Genomic DNA, 16658 nt, shown 5'->3' with positions numbered 1-16658 from the left:
ATGTCGAGGCCACTGTTCTTGATGTCGATGAGGAAGTAGGACAGGCCCTTGTGCTTGGGCACATCGGCGTCGGTGCGTGCAAGGCAGATGCCCCAGTGCGCCTCGCGCGCCATGGACGTCCAGACCTTCTGGCCCTGCAGCTTCCAGCCACCGTCGACCTTGGTGGCCTTGGTGCTCAGAGCGGCAAGGTCGGAGCCGGCGCCCGGCTCGGAGAACAGCTGGCACCAGACGATGTCGCCGCGCAGTGACGGCGGAACGAACTTGGCGAGCTGCTCTTCGTTGCCGTGCTCGATGAGCGTCGGGATGACCCAGTTTCCGATGATCATGTCGTGCGGGTCGAGCTGTGCCTCACGGAGCTCTTCGGCGATCACGAGCTGGCTGACCGCATCTGCGGACTTGCCCCAGGGAGCGGTGAAGTGCGGTGCAGTGTAACCCTTTTCCGCGAGGTATGTCTTCCGCTCAGCACCCTCGAGTTCGAGGGCGGGAGCGAGTTCCGCGCGAACGTCGGCGCGAATCGCCTCGGCCTCCGGCGGGAGTTCGATGCTGAGTACGCGACGAGTTCCGGCGATCGTCAGCTCGGCAACCCGGCGACGCCAGGAAGCCGTGGAGCCCAGCAGGATTCGCAGTGACTGTGCGCGGCGCATGTACAGGTGTGCGTCGTGCTCCCAGGTGAAGCCGATGCCACCGAGAACCTGAATGCAATCGCGGGTAACCGAGAAACCAGCTTCGAGCGCGGTTGCTCCGGCGACAGCGGCAGCGAGAGAAGCTTCTTCGGCGCCGACACCGTTGGCGGGTGTCAGGGCGCGGGCTGCGTCCCACGCGCAGACGCGGGCCTGCTCGGAGAGTGTGAGCATCCGTGCGACCTTGTGCTTGACGCCCTGGAACTGTCCGATGACCCTACCGAACTGCTGACGCACCTTGGCGTAGTCAGCCGAGGTGGTCACTGCCCAGTCAGCCAGACCGGAGGCCTCGGCTGCGAAAAGTGTTGCAGCAATGTCGAGTACGCGCTGCTCGTCGACTGCGAGGATCTCGGAGTCCGTGAGAACCAGGCCGTCAACGGTGACCTCGGAGCTACGACGCACTACGTCGTAGCTGGCCAGGTCCGTGACGTCGAGACGGTCACGGGTGATCAGAACGTAGCCGCTGTCCGTCGCGAGGAGGAACACGTCGCCGACGTGGCCGCCGAGGATGTGGCTGGACGTTCCACTGAGAGTGGCGGTGTTGCCGTCGCGGGTGATCTTCAGCGAACCGGGCTGCAAGGCAACAGCTCCGAGAGTGCTGCCGTCAGCAAGACCGGACAGGCGATCGGCGACACCGGCGTCACTGAGGACCGCACTGACCACAACGGTGGGCAGGAACGAGCCGGGAACCATGGAGCGTCCCAGTTCCTCGACGACGATCGCGAGCTCGACCAGTCCGTAGCCTGCTCCACCGAATTCCTCGGCGATGTGCAGACCGAGAAGACCCTGCTCTGCAAGTCCGTCCCAGAACTGCGGGCGGGTCTCGACCTTGGCCTCGACAGCTTCGCGGATGACGGTCGGGGTTGCGTGACGCGCAGCCCAGCCTCGAACGGAATCGCGGAGGTCGCGATCTTCTTCACTCAATCCAATAGTCATATCTACCTAATCAATTCGAAAGTACGGATGCAGTCAGATGCGTTCGATGATGGTGGCGGTGGAGAGAGCTCCGCCGGCGCACATCGTGATCAAGGCAGTGGACTTGTCGGAACGCTCGAGCTCATGGAGCGCGGTGGTGATCAGGCGAGCACCGGTCGAGCCGACGGGGTGACCGAGGGCGATTGCGCCGCCGTTGACGTTGACCTTGGACATGTCGGCGCCGTGGACCTGTGCCCAGGAGAGAACGACCGAGGCGAAGGCTTCGTTGATCTCGACGAGATCGATGTCCTCGAGCGTCATTCCGGCCTTGTCGAGCACCATCTGGGTGGACTCGATGGGTCCGTCGAGGTGGTAGAAGGGATCGGAGCCGACCATGCCGGACGCGATGATGCGTGCACGGGGCTTGAGGCCCAACTGCTGGGCGCGCTCTTCACTCATCAGCAATACGGCTGCAGCGCCGTCGCTGATCTGCGAAGAGTTGCCGGCGGTGTGGACGTGGCCTTCGATGACGGGCTTGAGACCGGCGAGGGCTTCTGCCGTGGTCTCACGCAAGCCGCCGTCACGGGTGACCGTTGCGATCTCGCCGGTCGGTACGCCCTGCTTGTCGACGACGGGAGCTGTGACGGGGACGATTTCGCGATCGAAGCGACCTTCGGCCCAAGCCTGAGCTGCGCGACGCTGCGATTCGAGACCGAAGGCGTCGACGTCGGCGCGCGTGATTCCGCGCTTCTCGGCGATGCGCTGCGCGGATGTGAACTGGTCACCCATGTCGACGGTCCAGTCATCCGGGTACGGGTTTCCGGTTTCCGGAGTATTTGCCTGGCCGAGGAAAACGCGGCTCATGGATTCGACGCCACAGCCGATACCTGCCGAGATCTGACCCGAGGAGATCAGGCCGGAAATCAAATGCACTGCCTGCTGGGCAGATCCGCAAGCGCAGTCGATGGACGTTGCAGCCGTCGAGTACGGGAATCCGGCGTGCAGCCAGGCCTGGCGGGTGACGTTGTTGGACTGTTCGCCGGCCTGCGTGACGCAACCGCCGATGATCTGTCCGATGTCTTCCGGCGCAACGCCGGCACGCTCGAGGACACCGCGCTGTGCGGCTCCCAGGAGCGTGGCGGGGTGCAGTCCCGCCAGGGCGCCGCGGCGGCGACCGATCGGTGTACGCGCGGCTTCGACGATGACTGCATGGCCCATGATGAGCACTCCTTCGGGGAGATATCGGTTGGTGAGCTGGCTCACCAACTACTTTTCTGTAATGTATTCTATTTATGTACGCCGAGCAACGTTGCGACGCAAGTCGAGTGTTCGATCACAGCGTTCAAGAAATTAGAATTGATTTCAATTTTGAAAGTCTGACGAACTCACCCGAACCCGGGCGAGCTTCGTCAGTGCTGCGAGAGATTCACCAGAAGTAAGTCGCAGCCCTTACGAATGTCGTACTCCGCGTCGGGAATCGAGATGCGACCGTTGAGGCAGGACTGAATCACGCCGAACCACAGTTGCATCAGCAATCGCAACGCGGTGTTGTCGTCTTCGGTGGGGTTCTCGATGCCCGCCGCGTCCAAGACGATCTGGCGAAAACCGCGATCGATCTTTCCTGCGTCGGGGACTGTTGCGACGTTGGCGGTGCTGGTCGATTGCAGCATCGCTGTCGAGAGGGCCGGCCGACGCAGTAATCCGCGGGTTGCGCGCACCAACACTTCGTAGACCGCATCTTGTGGATTTGCGGAGTGGGCCTGATGTTTGGTGAAACTGCCACCGATCTGATCGATCTGCTCGACCATCACTGCAACAAACAGGTGCGTCTTCGACGGGAAATAGCGGTACAGCGTCCCGATAGCGACACCGGCGCGCTTCGCGACCTCGTGCATCTGGACGCGAGCAAGCTCCTTCTCCGTCGCCAACTCCTCCGCCGCTTGCAACATTCGGACATGGCGCGCGCGCTGCTCGTCCGAACTGGGCTCGGCAGCGTCCCTGACCTCGGCAATTCTCGGCAACGTCGTCCCCATCATCGATTGTGTATCGCGGCCGGTCGCGGCCGAGCCAATTCTCGCACTTCACCTATTGAACCCGGGATATTGCCCGCTCAGTGGGACTCGCCGTAGCCAACGCACGCCACTCGGTATTGCGTGTAGGACCCACCCTCTTCGAGTTAGGACGCAATGATGCAGGACTGGACCACCGAGTGCGACGTATTGGTTGTCGGCTCCGGCGGCGGTGCGCTGACCGGCGCATACACCGCTGCCGCTGCTGGATTGACCACAATCGTCATCGAGAAGACCGACCGTTTCGGCGGCACTTCCGCGTACTCGGGAGCCTCTATCTGGCTGCCCGGCACCCAGGTCCAAGAGCGCGCAGGCCTCCCCGACTCAACCGAGAACGCTCGCACCTACCTGCGCTCGCTGCTCGGCGATTCGGAGACCGAACGCCAGGACGCCTACGTCGACACCGCACCGGCCGTCGTCGCGTTGCTGGAACAGAACCCGAATATCGAATTCGAGTTCCGTGCGTTCCCCGATTACTACAAGGCTGAAGGCCGGATGGATACGGGACGCTCCATCAACCCGCTCGATCTGGATCCCGCCGATATCGGCGATCTCGTCGGCAAGGTCCGTCCCGAACTGGATCAGGACCGCACCGGCCAGGATCATGCGCCCGGAAAGATGATCGGCGGACGCGCCCTGATCGGTCGCCTGCTCGCTGCCGTCGCAAGCACCGGCAAGGCTGATCTCCGAACCGACACCACTCTCACGTCGCTGATCGTCGAAGATGACCGCGTTGTCGGCGCCGAGGTCGAGTCCGGCGGTGAAACCCTGCGCATCAAGGCAAACCGTGGCGTGCTCATGGCAGCCGGCGGTATCGAAGGCAACGCCGACATGCGCGAGCAGGCCGGCACGCCGGGCAAGGCACTCTGGAGTATGGGCCCCTACGGAGCCAACACCGGCGACGCTATCTCCGCCGGCGTTGCCGTCGGCGGCGCAACAGCGTTGCTCGATCAGGCATGGTTCTGCCCCGGCGTCGAACAGCCTGACGGCTCAGCAGCATTCATGGTCGGTGTGCGCGGCGGCATCGTCCTCGACTCGAAGGGTGAACGCTACCTCAACGAGTCGCTGCCCTACGACCAGTTCGGTCGGGCAATGGCGAAGCAGAACGACATCACCTCAGCCATACCGTCATTCATGATCTTCGATTCTCGCGAAGGTGGCGGCCTGCCCGCCATCAGCATCCCGAACACCGCGCCCGCCAAGCACCTCGAGGCCGGCACCTGGGTAGCTGCCGACACTCTCGAAGAGCTCGCCGCAAAGACCGGACTGCCGGCCGACGCCCTACGTAGTTCCGTCGAGAAGTTCAACGACGCAGCTAAATTGGGGGTCGACGAGCAGTTCCATCGCGGCGAAGACCCATACGGCGCATTCTTCTGCCCGCCCAACGGCGGCGCCAATGCAGCCTTGACCGCAATCGAAACGGGCCCGTTCTACGCGGCACGCATCGTGCTCAGTGACCTCGGCACCAAGGGTGGTCTGGTCACCGATGTCGACGGCCGCGTCCTGCGCGCCGACGGCACCGTGATCGGCGGCCTATACGCCGCCGGCAACACCAGCGCATCTCTGAGCGGCAGCTTCTACCCCGGCCCCGGCGTTCCGCTCGGCACGGCCATGGTCTTCTCCTACCGAGCAGCCCAGGACATGGCGAAGTAATTCACTAATCACAGTTAGGGGCGGTTGGTCACAATAACCAACCGCCCCTTACTGTTTCACGATTCGCGGCCGTTTAATTTGTCAACTACAGCGCGAAACTCGTCGTCGTCAGTAGGATCAGCCGGTACCGCCAGCGCAATGCCGTCACAAAGCTCTCCGTACTTTGCATTCAATATTGCCGGAAGTTCGACGTAGGTGCATTGTGCGACAAGCACATCCAGCACGTCGTCAGTGAGAACAGAAGCTAGATCCGCCCAATCACCGGTTCGTGCCATTGCGGTCAATCTCTCGCCGACCTCCGTGAAACCGAGAACGTCCAAGGCAACACGGTAAGCCGGTGTGGAGTAGAGGAAGGCAAGCTCTTTTCGCACAGGTTCACGGACTGATACGAGTGCCGCTTCATCCCGTCCGGTGACGATTTTCGGCACCACAATGAGCCGCGGCTTGCGACCACCCTGCTCGAGCGCCGGAATTATCTTCTCCGCAAGCACCTTCGGATGCGAACTCGTGGGATGGGCAACAAAGCCGTCGGCAACCTCGCCGGCCAGCGCGCACATACGTGCGTTCACTCCCCCGGTCCAGATTTCCGGCGCTTCGACGTCGAGCGGCCCCGGATTGAAATATGGTTGCAACCGGTTGAAGGTGTAGTGCGTACCCTCGTAATCGAGCGCACTGCCGGATTGAAACGCGGCAAAGATCGCACGCACAGCGCCGACGTAATCACGCAGTTGCGCAACGGGATCCGTCCACGGCATGGAATATCGACCGACGATGTTGCCCCGCACCTGGGTGGCAAGCCCGAGCTGAAACCGTCCACCGGAAAAGTCGACCAAATCCCAGGCCGCCAACGCAGTCACCATGGGACTGCGCGCAAACGCCACCACCATCGACGTCCGAACCGTAAGCGTGGAACTGTGCTCCACGGCCAATGCTGCGACGGCAAACGGATCCCGGACGGTTTCCGAGATGTGCACCGTATCGAAGCCGAGCGCCTCGATACGCCTGACACGTTCCGCTACCTGCCGCAACGAGGTATCGGCCGGTAGCGACGTCACTAGTTCCATATCAGTCCAACGGCTCCAAACGAATCGACAGCAACTTGCCTTCGGAAGCAACCTTACGTGCATGCTCATTGAAATCCGGTGCCGCACAGACAAACAAGGTTCGGCCGTCGGATCCACCGAATCCGCAGGCAAAGACTCCGGTGTCGAAAGGAATCTCGCCGATCACTCCCGCCCCCTCCACGACGTGAATGATCCGGTTTCCGATTGCATCGGCCACCCACAGCGAATCGTCGGTGTCGATGCAGCAACCGTCGGGTGCAACAACCATCCCGCCAATCACGCTTTCCATCGAAGTGCCATCAGGTACGGCCGCAAACGTCGCCCAATCCCGACGCTCGCCCAGCGATCCGTCCGTGCCGATTGAAAACGCACTGATGCGATTGCCGAGAGTTTCGTCCACGAGCAGTTCGCCGGTCGTGGTCAGGGCCATTCCATTGGGGAAGTGCAGGTCGCGAGCCACGACATGAACACTGCCGTCAGGGTCGACGCGAAGCAGATCGGCTGTCTCGACCTGACCCAGGTTCATCAGGTCGAAGCCGAAGTTGCCGACGTACGCACGACCCTGCGCGTCGACGAGCATGTCGTTGACGTTGGCGCTCACAAAGTTCGATAGATCTGCGTGTACAACCAACTCACCGTCTGATTCGCGGCGCAAGATCTTCTGCTCGCGCATCGAGACGACCAGCAACCTGCCGTCCGGCATCCAACCCAGGCCCGACGGTTGACCGGGAACCTCGGCTTCGACGCGCACGTCTGTTCCGTCTTCGCGAGCTGAAACGACCTGGTGTGTATAGAAATCCGATACCCAGATGCGGCCATCGTGCCAACGCGGGCACTCGAAGTACTTGTATCCCTCGAGAACTACCTTTATTTCCGGTGCCATCGAATTCTCCTGCGTCGGTGAAGAACGAGCGTGTCCGTCATTCAATCACCGACGCCTCACTGCGGTGCCCGATTCGCCACTACCCGCCGTCAAGCACTCCAGGCATATCGAAGACACTCGACAACGGTGGACACATCCAGGTCCGCGCATCTCGAATGCTCGAGCTCTTTCACTGCGACCATCGCTTCGATGATCGGATTTCCGAGGGCGCTTCGCGCAACCGCGGACGCACGCAGTCTCTGCAAAATCTCACCCATTTCAGTGGGCACTCGTTCACCCCGCTCACTCTCCGCCAATGTGGATGGATTAACAGTCACTTCCTGGGGCAGCAGAGTCTGGTCGACGATTCCTGCGTGAGCTGCTGCGAGAATTGCTGCCGTGGCGAGATACGGATTTGCCGACCCGTCCACAACCTTGACTTCGACGTTGGCCCCGTGCGGGTTTCCCGAGGACTCGGCGCAGAATCTCACTGCCGCCTCACGGTTTTCGTGGCCCCAGCAGATGTAGGCACCAGACCATGTGTTGGGCTGCAACCGCATTCCGGACAATGGCGAGGATGCCAATACCGCAGTCAGATCACCGAGGTGAGTTACCAAGCCGCCCAACGCGCAGGCTCCGTCGTCAGTCATCCCGTAAGCCTGCTGTCCTCCGGAGAAGATCGATACGCCAGCCCGAGTCAACGAAAAATGTTGATGCGCACCATTTCCCGAACCTCCGACGGTAGGAATCGGCGAGAAGGACACCGTCATTCCGTGCGCTCGCGCCGTACGACCGATCAGAATTCGAGCCAAGATTACGTTGTCGGCGGATTCGACCGGCGATGCCGGAGCGAGCGAGATCTCGAATTGACCCGGACCGTATTCCGCATGAAATTGTTCGATCTCCAATTGGGCGCGTTGAGCATTCGCACACAACTCCCGAATGAAGCTCTCCTGCGCAAGCACCGCAGAGAGTCCGTAGGCCGACCACTGCTGATCTGCAACCCCGCCGAAAACTGTGAACTCGATTTCATGTCCCACGCGCGCCGCGAGTTCGCTGCTCGCAAGCACCTCGACAATGCGTCGTAATGCTGAACGACTGCACACGGGCGAAACCGATCCGTCCAACTCGTGCAGCGTCGCCGGCGCCCAGGACACGCCATCGCCCAGGTCACGGAGGTCTGATTTCGAGATTCTCAGTCGCAGATCGCCCACTACTGAAAGAGCATCGGTGAATGCGAGTGCGTCGTCAGCACAGAACACGCTCCAACTCGGCGAGGCTCCCATACCGCTCGTGACGAATGCATCAACCCTGTTCGCGGGCACCGCTTTCGCCCGCGCAACACCCGCGAGATCGACGATCGAGCCGATAATCAGCGCAGCGGTTGGCGTCACCTACCGGAGATTACCCACCCGAAAGGGAGGAAACCCCCGAAAGCGTCAGATCAAGTTGTCTTCCACCGGCAAACCGAAAGCTGCCCGCCCGTACAACGCCAACGCGCGTTCCGGTTCGTTCGCCACATGCACGCTGCCTGCATGGACGTCACGCCACGCCCGCTCGATCGGGTTACCGCGCGAAAGCGAGTTTCCGCCCGCCGTCTTGAACAACATGTCGATCGCTTCCACCGAACGCTCCGTCGCACGAACCTGGTCGCGCCGAGCGCGCAGTCGCATCGACAGCGGCAACTCTTGACCGGCCACGGCAAGCTCGTACATCTCACGAATGTTGCGATCCATCTGCAAAATCGCAGCGTCAATTTCCGACGACGCACGAGCCACAGCCACCTGAGCAAACTGATCCTCGCTGAACCGTCCACCACCCAAGCTGAGGCGGACACGTTCACGCATCACCTCGAGGTAGCCCTCGTAACAACCGGCAACGATGCCTACACACGGCGCCGCCACGGTCGACGTGAAGATGCTCCCGAAAGGCAATTTGTAGAGCGGACCGGTGTTGACGGTCTGGCCTGGCCCCTCCAAATTGGCCGTCTCGTAATTTTGTTTCAACCGATAATCCGGGACAAACGCCTGCTTGACGACGATCTCGTTGCTCGCCGTTCCGCGCATACCCACAACGTCCCAGACGTCGCGGATCTCGTAATCGCTGCGAGGCACCAACACCGTCATGAAATCGACGGGACGCCCGTCCACGCCCACGACCATCGCTCCCAGCAATGCCCAGGTCGCATGTTCACAACCCGAAGAGAATCCCCAGTTGCCGGTCAGTTCGTAACCGCCCTCCACTGCCGTCAACCGACCGACCGGCGCGTATGCCGAAGAGATGAGCGTCGTCGGATCGCTGCCCCACACGTCTGCTTGAGCTCGATCGTCGAACAAGGCCAGATGCCACGGATGCACTCCCACCACCGACGCGACCCACCCGGTCGAACCACACGCAGCGGAAATCGCGCGGATAACTTCGAAGTACTGAACCGGATCGCCCTCGGCACCTCCGTAACGCTTCGGTTGCAACATCGCGAATACGCCCGCATCGCCGAGTTCACGAATCGTACGATCGGATATCTTCCTCGACTCGTCCACCTTCTGAGCTCGCTCGGCAATCTTGGGCAGCAGATCGCGAACAGTGCTCAGAACCTTGTTGACCATGGAAGACACTCCTTGCACCGATCAGGAGGCCCGATCAGCAGATAGACATAACGGCTGCTCTGAAACGATAACCTCATCCGCGATTCCGCTGACCGGAAGCCCCGGAGGTCGGGACCGTAGACCTCCGGGTAACTCTCCCAGAGACGGTCCCGCCCAGTGAGACGACGCACCGGCTCACAACGCCACTCCCCTAGCGTCATTTTCAAGATACTGACCGTGAAAGGACGGGACTCATCGTGACGATCAATCAGTCCGACCGCGACGAGGTTCGCGAGATCCAAGCCGGAACCGCACCTACTCGCTTCGCACGTGGATGGCACTGCATTGGACTCACTGAGTCCTTCAAGGATGGCGAGCCGCACTCCATCGAGGCTTTCGGCACCAAGCTCGTCGTGTTCGCCGACAGTGAGGGCAGCGTCAAGATTCTCGACGCGTACTGCCGTCACATGGGTGGCGACCTGAGCCAGGGCACCATCAAGGGCGACGCCATCGCGTGTCCGTTCCACGACTGGCGTTGGGGCGGCAACGGCAAGTGCCAGAAGATCCCGTACGCACGCCGCGTGCCCCCGCTCGCCAAGACTCGCGCATGGCACACCCTCGACCAGGACGGCATGCTCTTCGTCTGGAACGACCCCGAGGGCAACCCGCCTCCGGCTGACGTGACCATCCCCCGTATCGAAGGTGCGCTCAGCGACGAGTGGAGCGACTGGGTCTGGTACACCACCGTCGTCGACACCAACTGCCGCGAGGTCGTCGACAACATCGTCGACATGGCGCACTTTTTCTACGTGCACTACTCCTTCCCGACGTACTTCAAGAACGTCTTCGAAGGCCACGTCGCGACGCAGTACATGCGCGGCACCGCCCGTACGGATATGCGTCCGCACGCTGCCGGCACCCCGCAGATGCTCGGCAGCGACTCCACAGCCACGTACTTCGGTCCGTCGTTCATGGTCGACGACCTGATCTACCAGTACGAGGACTACAACGTCGACTCGGTACTCATCAACTGCCACTACCCGGTCAACGCAAACAAGTTTGTGCTCCAGTACGGCATCATCGTCAAGAAGTCGGACCGCTTCCAGGGTGACGCTGCCGACGCGATGGCCAAGAACTTCGGCACGTTCATTGCCAAGGGCTTCGAACAGGACGTCGAGATCTGGAAGAACAAGACGCGCATCGAAAACCCGCTTCTGTGCGAGGAGGACGGCCCGGTTTACCAGCTACGTCGCTGGTATGACCAGTTCTACGTCGACGTCGCCGATGTCAAACCTGAAATGACCGAGCGCTTCGAGTTCGAACTCGACACCGAACGCGCCGTTTCTGCTTGGAAGCAGGAAGTCGACGACAATCTCGCGGCGAAGAAGGCCGAAGAAGATGCAGCCGCTTCAGTGCGCTGAGTGCAAAGCGCAGGTCCTGGTCCAGAAGAACAGTTGGGAACACACCGCTGTTCAGTGGAATGACCAGGCCCGCGCGCGTTGCATCGAAATCGCCGACGAACGTGAATTCGGCCGACGCGAGGGACGCCCCGGTTCCCCTCGCAAGCAGTGCGGTGCATTGACCGCGTCGATCATCGCGGCTGCCAAAGCCGGCGACATCGAGATCTTCGATGAAACGCCAGTACCGAAGCCGATCATCGACGACAACGAACCTGTACCCGCTCCGTTCCACTAGAGAAGCCAACATCTTTCGAAGAAGGTAGTAATGATCGATCCTCAGTACTACGGCCCTTGGGCAGTCATCGCCGGCGGTTCCGAAGGTGTCGGCTCGTCCTTCGCTGACGAGCTCAGCAAGATCGGCATCAACCTCGTGCTCATTGCCCGCAAGCCGGGCCCGCTCGAGGAGACTGCGTCGAAGGCCCGTGCCAACGGCGTCGAAGTACGCACTCTTGCACTGGATTTGCTCGTCCCCGACGCGCTAGACCAGATCAAGGCTGTCACCGACGACGTCGAGGTGGGCTTGCTCATCTTCAACGCCGGCGCAAACAGCTACGGCCACGAGTTCGTCTCCGGCGACATGGACGGATTCCGCGGCGTCATCGAACTCAATGTCCACAAGCAGCTCGAACTCTCGCACCATTTCGGCGCTTTGATGAAGGAACGCGGACGCGGCGGCATCATGTTGCTCGGTTCGATGGCCGGCTACATGGGCTCCGAAACGCAGGGCATTTACGCAGCATCCAAGGCCTTCGGCCGGATCTTTGCCGAGAGCCTGTGGATCGAACTCGAACCGTTCGGCGTGCACGTCCTGGAATTCGTTCTCGGCGTCACCCGCACCCCGGCCATGGCTCGTCTCGGCCTGAACTTCGACATCCCGGGCATGAATGTGTCCGAGCCCGAAGATGTTGCCCGCGAAGGCCTCGAGCACCTGGCCGACGGACCGCTATGGGTTGCCGGCGGCAACTACGAAGCCGTTCAGAAGCGCAACGGATTCCCCCGCGACAAGATCGTCAAGGGCGCTGCCGAAGCTATGCGCAAGTTGCTCAACCGCTGATCCACTTCTGCTGTGCGCCTTTGTTGACCCTCCTACGTTAAGAAAGGCGCACAGCAGATGAGCGTCACCCTCGCTACACTTCTCGCCGAGCGCGAGATCACCCGCTCCATCTCCGAATTCGCTAGAGCGATGGATGCTCGCGATTGGGACGAACTTCACCGGATCATGACGCCGGACGCCACCGCAGAACTGGGCACCGGAACTCTCAACGGACCAGCCGAGGTAGTCGCCTCTATCCGATCTTTCCTCGACGACTGTGGCCCCACACAACATTTGGTGGGAAACGTGCTTATCGACGTCGACGGTGACCGCGCCACCAGCCGTGCCTATGTCAGCGACATGCATCTGGGTACCGGCAGCAAAGCGCATCTCAGCTTCTCAACACTGGGCGACTACCACGATTCCTGGGCCCTGGTCGACGGAGCGTGGCGAATGACGCACCGCACCAAGCATGCACACGGAATCCGCGGCTCCATCGAGGTTTTGGGCGCCGGACCCAGCGGCTGGCGTCGCTGAGCTTCCCTCGATCCAGGCCAACCAGGCCGGGGTCAGCAACTGCGTGAACACTTCGTAGCCGCCGCGCCCCGGATGCGCTCCATCACCCTCGGCCACCTGTCGCATCCAGACCTCGTTCGCACGAAGATCGTCGAAGACACTGCAGTACTGAACATTCTGCTGTTCACACATCGCTGCGAAGTCCTCGTCCAACATTCGCGTACGTTCATTCTGCAATTCATCGAATACCGGTGGTGGACCGACTACCCACGGCTGCCAGCCCTGTCGTTTTGCCAATTCCGCCATCGAGCGGAGGTTGGACACAGACTCGGCGCGTTCGACCCGAGTCACGCCGCCCTCTTCCGTCGTATCGTTGACGCCGCACGAGAACACGACCCGTGCGTCGCAGTCGCACGGTAGGCGGGCCTGCGCTTCCACAAACCACCGGGCTTCGATGTCCCGCGTCGTCTGCCGACGCACCCCGAGGTTGTAACTGGTGATCAGACCGCCCGGAACGGCCGATGCAAGTCGGCCAACCCAGCCTCGATGGTCGGGATCACCCACACCCGCGACAAACGAGTCGCCGATGAAACACACACGAGTATCTTTTTGCACCCAGCGATACTCGCACCACGAATAATCAGTCACACACCCACGTACCGGTGTGATGGGCGGAGGAGACTCACGTCGGACGAGTCGCCGCGTGGCGATTGTGCATTCGCAGAAGCAATTGCTGCTTCGAATGCACAATCGACCTGCGCGGATAAACCTCCGACGCGAGAGGCCGACAGCAACACCCCCGCCGTCACGCCCGCTATACCGTGAGTTTGGTTTTCAATATTCCGATGGTGCCAGCCGAAAGCCCGAGTCCGGATGTCAGGTAGTTGTCGAACGTGCCGAAATTGGCGGAAACCTCGTCGAACCCGGCCTGGAGAAATTCGGGAGAGACTCCCATCAGTACCTTCATTGCGGCACCAGCCTGCTCACCCTTTGCTGCGGTTACCTGAGCTGCGGTGGCTTCGATCGAATCTTTCGAATACTCGTTGGTGAGTAGGTAATTGCTCATGACTGTCGCGTCATCGACGCCGGCGATCTTCAGGAGCATCGCGCTGGTCCAACCGGCCCGATCCTTGCCTGCCGTGCAATGAAAGAGCTGAGGCCCATCCGTTGTCGCGATGTCGGTCAGCAGGGTCGCGAATTGTGCGCGCATCGCCGGATCCGTCACAAACTGCCGGTTGGCGGTGACGAGCACTGCCCCGGCGCTCTCCGGAGTCGAGAGATCCACCGATGACGTGATGGCACCACTGGCTGCATCGCCGACGATGTTGACGCGGGTGTAGTTCGCCCCGGCGGGAACACGATCCGGGCCCTTTTCGACTTCGGCGGTAGTCCGGAGGTCGTAAACCGTCTTCAGGCCAAGCGCATCCAACGTTGCGGCGTCCGCGTTGTTGGTGACCAGCGCATTGGAACGATAGAGGACGCCCTCACGAACACGGCGTCCGTCGAAAGTGGTGTAGCCGCCGTCCGGCCCCGCCAGGTCCCGAAAGTTGTTGGCAGAAAGCAGTCTTGGCGTTGCCGCCGCGACGGCTTCCGGCGCCGACTGCAACGTCGTGGCAGCCGCCGATTCATCGCTCGTCGACTGTCCGCATCCGGAGAGCCCAATAGTTAGTGCCGCAGCGATACCAACAATGATAAGACGGGAATTCACAATTCTCCTCAAAGATTCACAAGTGCAATTACTGCATCGTGTGCGGAGAAGGTGTCGCGATAGTGACCGTCTGGCCAACGGTCGGTGGCCGAGTACTGACGTCTCGGGTCCACCGACCGACGACGTATCTGTTACCCGATTCCCACCGGACGATCACCGACGATAGAGATACGATCCATCACTCGACGCTCCGGAAAATAGTCACTGGCCGCATAGTGCTGGCATGCCCGGTTATCCCAGAAGGCAACAGTGTTCGGCTCCCACTTCAACCGCACCTGAAACTCCGGACGGTTGATGTGACGGTAGAGCAACGTGAGGAGTTCATTCGATTCGTCCTCCGACACTCCCACGATTCGCTGAGTAAATGTCATGTTGACGAACAGAACTCGTCGACCACTCTCCGGGATGACACGAACGACCGGATGCTGCACGGCCGGAAACTGTGGGCGCAGCGCCTCTACAGATTCCGCCGGCATGGACTTGCCGAAGGAATTGATCCAATCATGCTCGGCAACAAGAGGATCGATTCGGTCCTTGATCTCTTGCGGAAGGAGCTCATACGCCGCCGCGGTGTCCGCCCAGAGTGTGTCACCGCCGACCTCGGGGACCTCGACGGCCCGAAGCACCGCCGCAAAAGAGGGGAACTCATGCCACGTCACGTCGTTGTGCCAATTGTTTTCGACACCACCGACCATCGCGTCTTTCGCCAGGGTAGTGACATCGGCGTCCGTCTGACCTGGTTGGAAGAACTTGAAAAACGGATGCTGTTCCAGCGCTCCCCATCGTTCCGCGAATTCCCGATGCTCAGCGCGGTCGATGTCCTGATCCCGAAAGAACAACACCTTCCACTCGAGAAGCGCCCGACGCAGATCATGCATGACCTCGTCCGACAGGTTGCCACCCAGACGAAGACCCGAGATTTCGGCACCGATAGTGGGTGCGATCTTCTTGACGGAGAAATTCGTATACGGCCCAGGCTCTACCGATTCCGGATTTCGCCGAGCGACCAACGGACCATAAGCAGCCAGCGGATCGGTAGGAATCGGGTGAATCGTAGTGGGAAACAGAACTGCCATCGAACACTCCTCAAATGCAACCCTCGTGAACCAGATCACACCACTTTAAGGATAATGCCTTAATGTGTCAATGGTCAGCCCCTCAATACCCCTTTGATCTCGTTCTTGAGCACCTTCCCTACCTTCGAGCGCGGCAAGTCTTCCCAGACGATGACCTGCTTGGGAGTCTTCACGCTTCCGATGCGCGCCTTCACGAAAGCCATAACCTCGGCGTCGTCGATCACGACGCCTGAATGCGGCTGAACTACCGCCACAACCCGTTCACCCCACTTGTCGTCCGGCAAGCCGATCACCCCGCAATCCTGAATTCCCGGATACGCCATGAGTGCCTGTTCCACTTCGACCGAATAGACGTTGAAGCCGCCGGTGATGATCATGTCTTTGGCGCGATCGACGATGAACAGAAAATTGTCGTCGTCCAGGTATCCGATATCGCCGGTGTGGTGCCAACCGTGTGCCGACGCCTCGGCCGTGGCTTCAGGATTCTTGAAATAGCCGGCCATCACGAGGGAACTGCGGATAACCACCTCGCCTCGAGCGCCGCGCCCCAGCAGGTTCCCCTTGTCGTCCATGATCCCCACCGTCACCAACGGCGACGGCCGACCAGCAGATGACAGTCTCTCCGTCGCGATAGCTCCGTCCGGGCCGAAGTGATCTTTCGGTGCCATAGTCGAAATCATCATCGGCGCTTCGCTTTGTCCGAACAGTTGCGCCATGACCGGCCCGATCTTGCCGATCGCCTCGCCCAGCCTGGTCAGTGAGATCGGCGCCGCCCCGTACCAGAAGCATTGCAGGGAAACAAGATCTGCGTCTACCAGATCGGGGTGCTCGAGCAGCATGTAGATGAGCGTCGGTGGCAGGAAAGTATGCGTAACCTTGTGAGTTTGTACATTTTCCAGGAAGGCGCCCAGATCCGGTTTCGGCATGATCACCACTTCCCCGCCCAGCGCCATGATGGGAAAGCACAACACCCCCGCAGCGTGAGTCAACGGTGCCAGCGCCAGATACACCGGGCGCCCCTCGAACGGATAACTCAT

At 60.9% G+C, this 16658-nt stretch carries 15 protein-coding genes and 1 pseudogene; 5 read left to right on the top strand and 11 right to left on the bottom strand.

What is annotated here, in order from left to right; genetic code table 11:
- From QM600_RS25735 to QM600_RS25725, 3 genes are all read right to left on the bottom strand, one after another.
- Nucleotides 1-1616, bottom strand: a 1616-nt coding sequence (locus QM600_RS25735; protein ID WP_283264540.1) for an acyl-CoA dehydrogenase family protein, incomplete at its 3' end; no start/stop codon positions are given.
- A gap of 33 nt (nt 1617-1649) precedes the next feature.
- Nucleotides 1650-2813 carry a steroid 3-ketoacyl-CoA thiolase gene (locus QM600_RS25730; protein WP_283264541.1) on the bottom strand — a complete coding sequence of 388 codons (1164 nt, stop codon included), beginning with the start codon at nt 2811-2813 and terminating at the stop codon, nt 1650-1652.
- A 191-nt stretch (nt 2814-3004) separates the two neighbouring features.
- Nucleotides 3005-3631, bottom strand: a complete 627-nt coding sequence (locus QM600_RS25725; protein WP_283264539.1) for a TetR/AcrR family transcriptional regulator — start codon at nt 3629-3631, stop codon at nt 3005-3007.
- Nucleotides 3632-3784: 153 nt separating this feature from the next.
- On the opposite strand from QM600_RS25725, the gene QM600_RS25720 reads away from it, so the two are divergent.
- A complete protein-coding gene (locus QM600_RS25720; RefSeq protein ID WP_283264538.1) occupies nt 3785-5317 on the top strand; it encodes an FAD-dependent oxidoreductase in 1533 nt (510 codons plus the stop codon).
- A 56-nt stretch (nt 5318-5373) separates the two neighbouring features.
- Here QM600_RS25720 and QM600_RS25715 read toward each other — a convergent pair whose 3' ends face one another.
- The 4 genes from QM600_RS25715 to hsaA all read right to left on the bottom strand — a co-directional run bounded on the left by QM600_RS25715 (nt 5374) and on the right by hsaA (nt 9849).
- The gene (locus tag QM600_RS25715) at nt 5374-6381 is read right to left on the bottom strand and encodes a TIGR03617 family F420-dependent LLM class oxidoreductase (protein WP_283264536.1); all 1008 of its coding nucleotides are present in this window, start codon (nt 6379-6381) and stop codon (nt 5374-5376) included.
- Nucleotide 6382: 1 nt separating this feature from the next.
- A complete protein-coding gene (locus QM600_RS25710; protein WP_283264535.1) occupies nt 6383-7264 on the bottom strand; it encodes an SMP-30/gluconolactonase/LRE family protein in 882 nt (293 codons plus the stop codon).
- A gap of 89 nt (nt 7265-7353) precedes the next feature.
- Complete coding sequence (locus QM600_RS25705) at nt 7354-8637, bottom strand: type I glutamate--ammonia ligase (protein ID WP_283264534.1); 1284 nt, start codon at nt 8635-8637, stop codon at nt 7354-7356.
- Between the two features lie 45 nt (nt 8638-8682).
- Nucleotides 8683-9849, bottom strand: coding sequence for a 3-hydroxy-9,10-secoandrosta-1,3,5(10)-triene-9,17-dione monooxygenase oxygenase subunit (hsaA, locus tag QM600_RS25700; protein WP_283264533.1), 1167 nt, complete (start codon nt 9847-9849; stop codon nt 8683-8685).
- A gap of 236 nt (nt 9850-10085) precedes the next feature.
- Here hsaA and QM600_RS25695 point away from each other — a divergent pair, with 236 nt between their 5' ends.
- The 4 genes from QM600_RS25695 to QM600_RS25680 are packed head-to-tail and all read left to right on the top strand — an operon-like array spanning nt 10086 to nt 12858.
- On the top strand, nt 10086-11249 hold the full coding sequence (locus QM600_RS25695) for a 3-ketosteroid-9-alpha-monooxygenase, oxygenase component (protein ID WP_283264532.1): 1164 nt from the start codon (nt 10086-10088) through the stop codon (nt 11247-11249).
- On the top strand, nt 11227-11523 hold the full coding sequence (locus QM600_RS25690; protein WP_283264530.1) for a hypothetical protein: 297 nt from the start codon (nt 11227-11229) through the stop codon (nt 11521-11523). The genes QM600_RS25695 and QM600_RS25690 overlap by 23 nt, the downstream gene beginning before the upstream one ends.
- Nucleotides 11524-11553: 30 nt before the next feature.
- Nucleotides 11554-12342, top strand: a complete 789-nt coding sequence (locus tag QM600_RS25685) for an SDR family NAD(P)-dependent oxidoreductase (protein ID WP_283264529.1) — start codon at nt 11554-11556, stop codon at nt 12340-12342.
- Between the two features lie 57 nt (nt 12343-12399).
- A complete protein-coding gene (locus QM600_RS25680) occupies nt 12400-12858 on the top strand; it encodes a nuclear transport factor 2 family protein (RefSeq protein WP_283264527.1) in 459 nt (152 codons plus the stop codon).
- A gap of 63 nt (nt 12859-12921) precedes the next feature.
- Here QM600_RS25680 and QM600_RS25675 read toward each other — a convergent pair.
- From QM600_RS25675 to QM600_RS25660, 4 genes and pseudogenes are all read right to left on the bottom strand, one after another.
- Nucleotides 12922-13434 (bottom strand): annotated as a pseudogene (locus QM600_RS25675) (GDSL-type esterase/lipase family protein); the annotation flags it as partial.
- A 217-nt stretch (nt 13435-13651) separates the two neighbouring features.
- Complete coding sequence (locus QM600_RS25670) at nt 13652-14545, bottom strand: tyrosine-protein phosphatase (RefSeq protein WP_283264526.1); 894 nt, start codon at nt 14543-14545, stop codon at nt 13652-13654.
- A 131-nt stretch (nt 14546-14676) separates the two neighbouring features.
- Complete coding sequence (locus tag QM600_RS25665) at nt 14677-15621, bottom strand: TauD/TfdA dioxygenase family protein (protein WP_283264524.1); 945 nt, start codon at nt 15619-15621, stop codon at nt 14677-14679.
- 74 nt (nt 15622-15695) lie between these two features.
- On the bottom strand, nt 15696-16658 hold a 963-nt coding region (locus QM600_RS25660), incomplete at its 5' end, for an AMP-binding protein (RefSeq protein ID WP_283264522.1).

This window comes from Rhodococcus sp. IEGM 1379 (genome assembly GCF_030056815.1).
In the GTDB taxonomy this organism is placed as follows: domain Bacteria; phylum Actinomycetota; class Actinomycetes; order Mycobacteriales; family Mycobacteriaceae; genus Rhodococcus_F.
The sequence above is the reverse complement of the archived record's forward strand: the minus strand, read 5'-3'. Positions and strand labels throughout refer to the sequence as shown.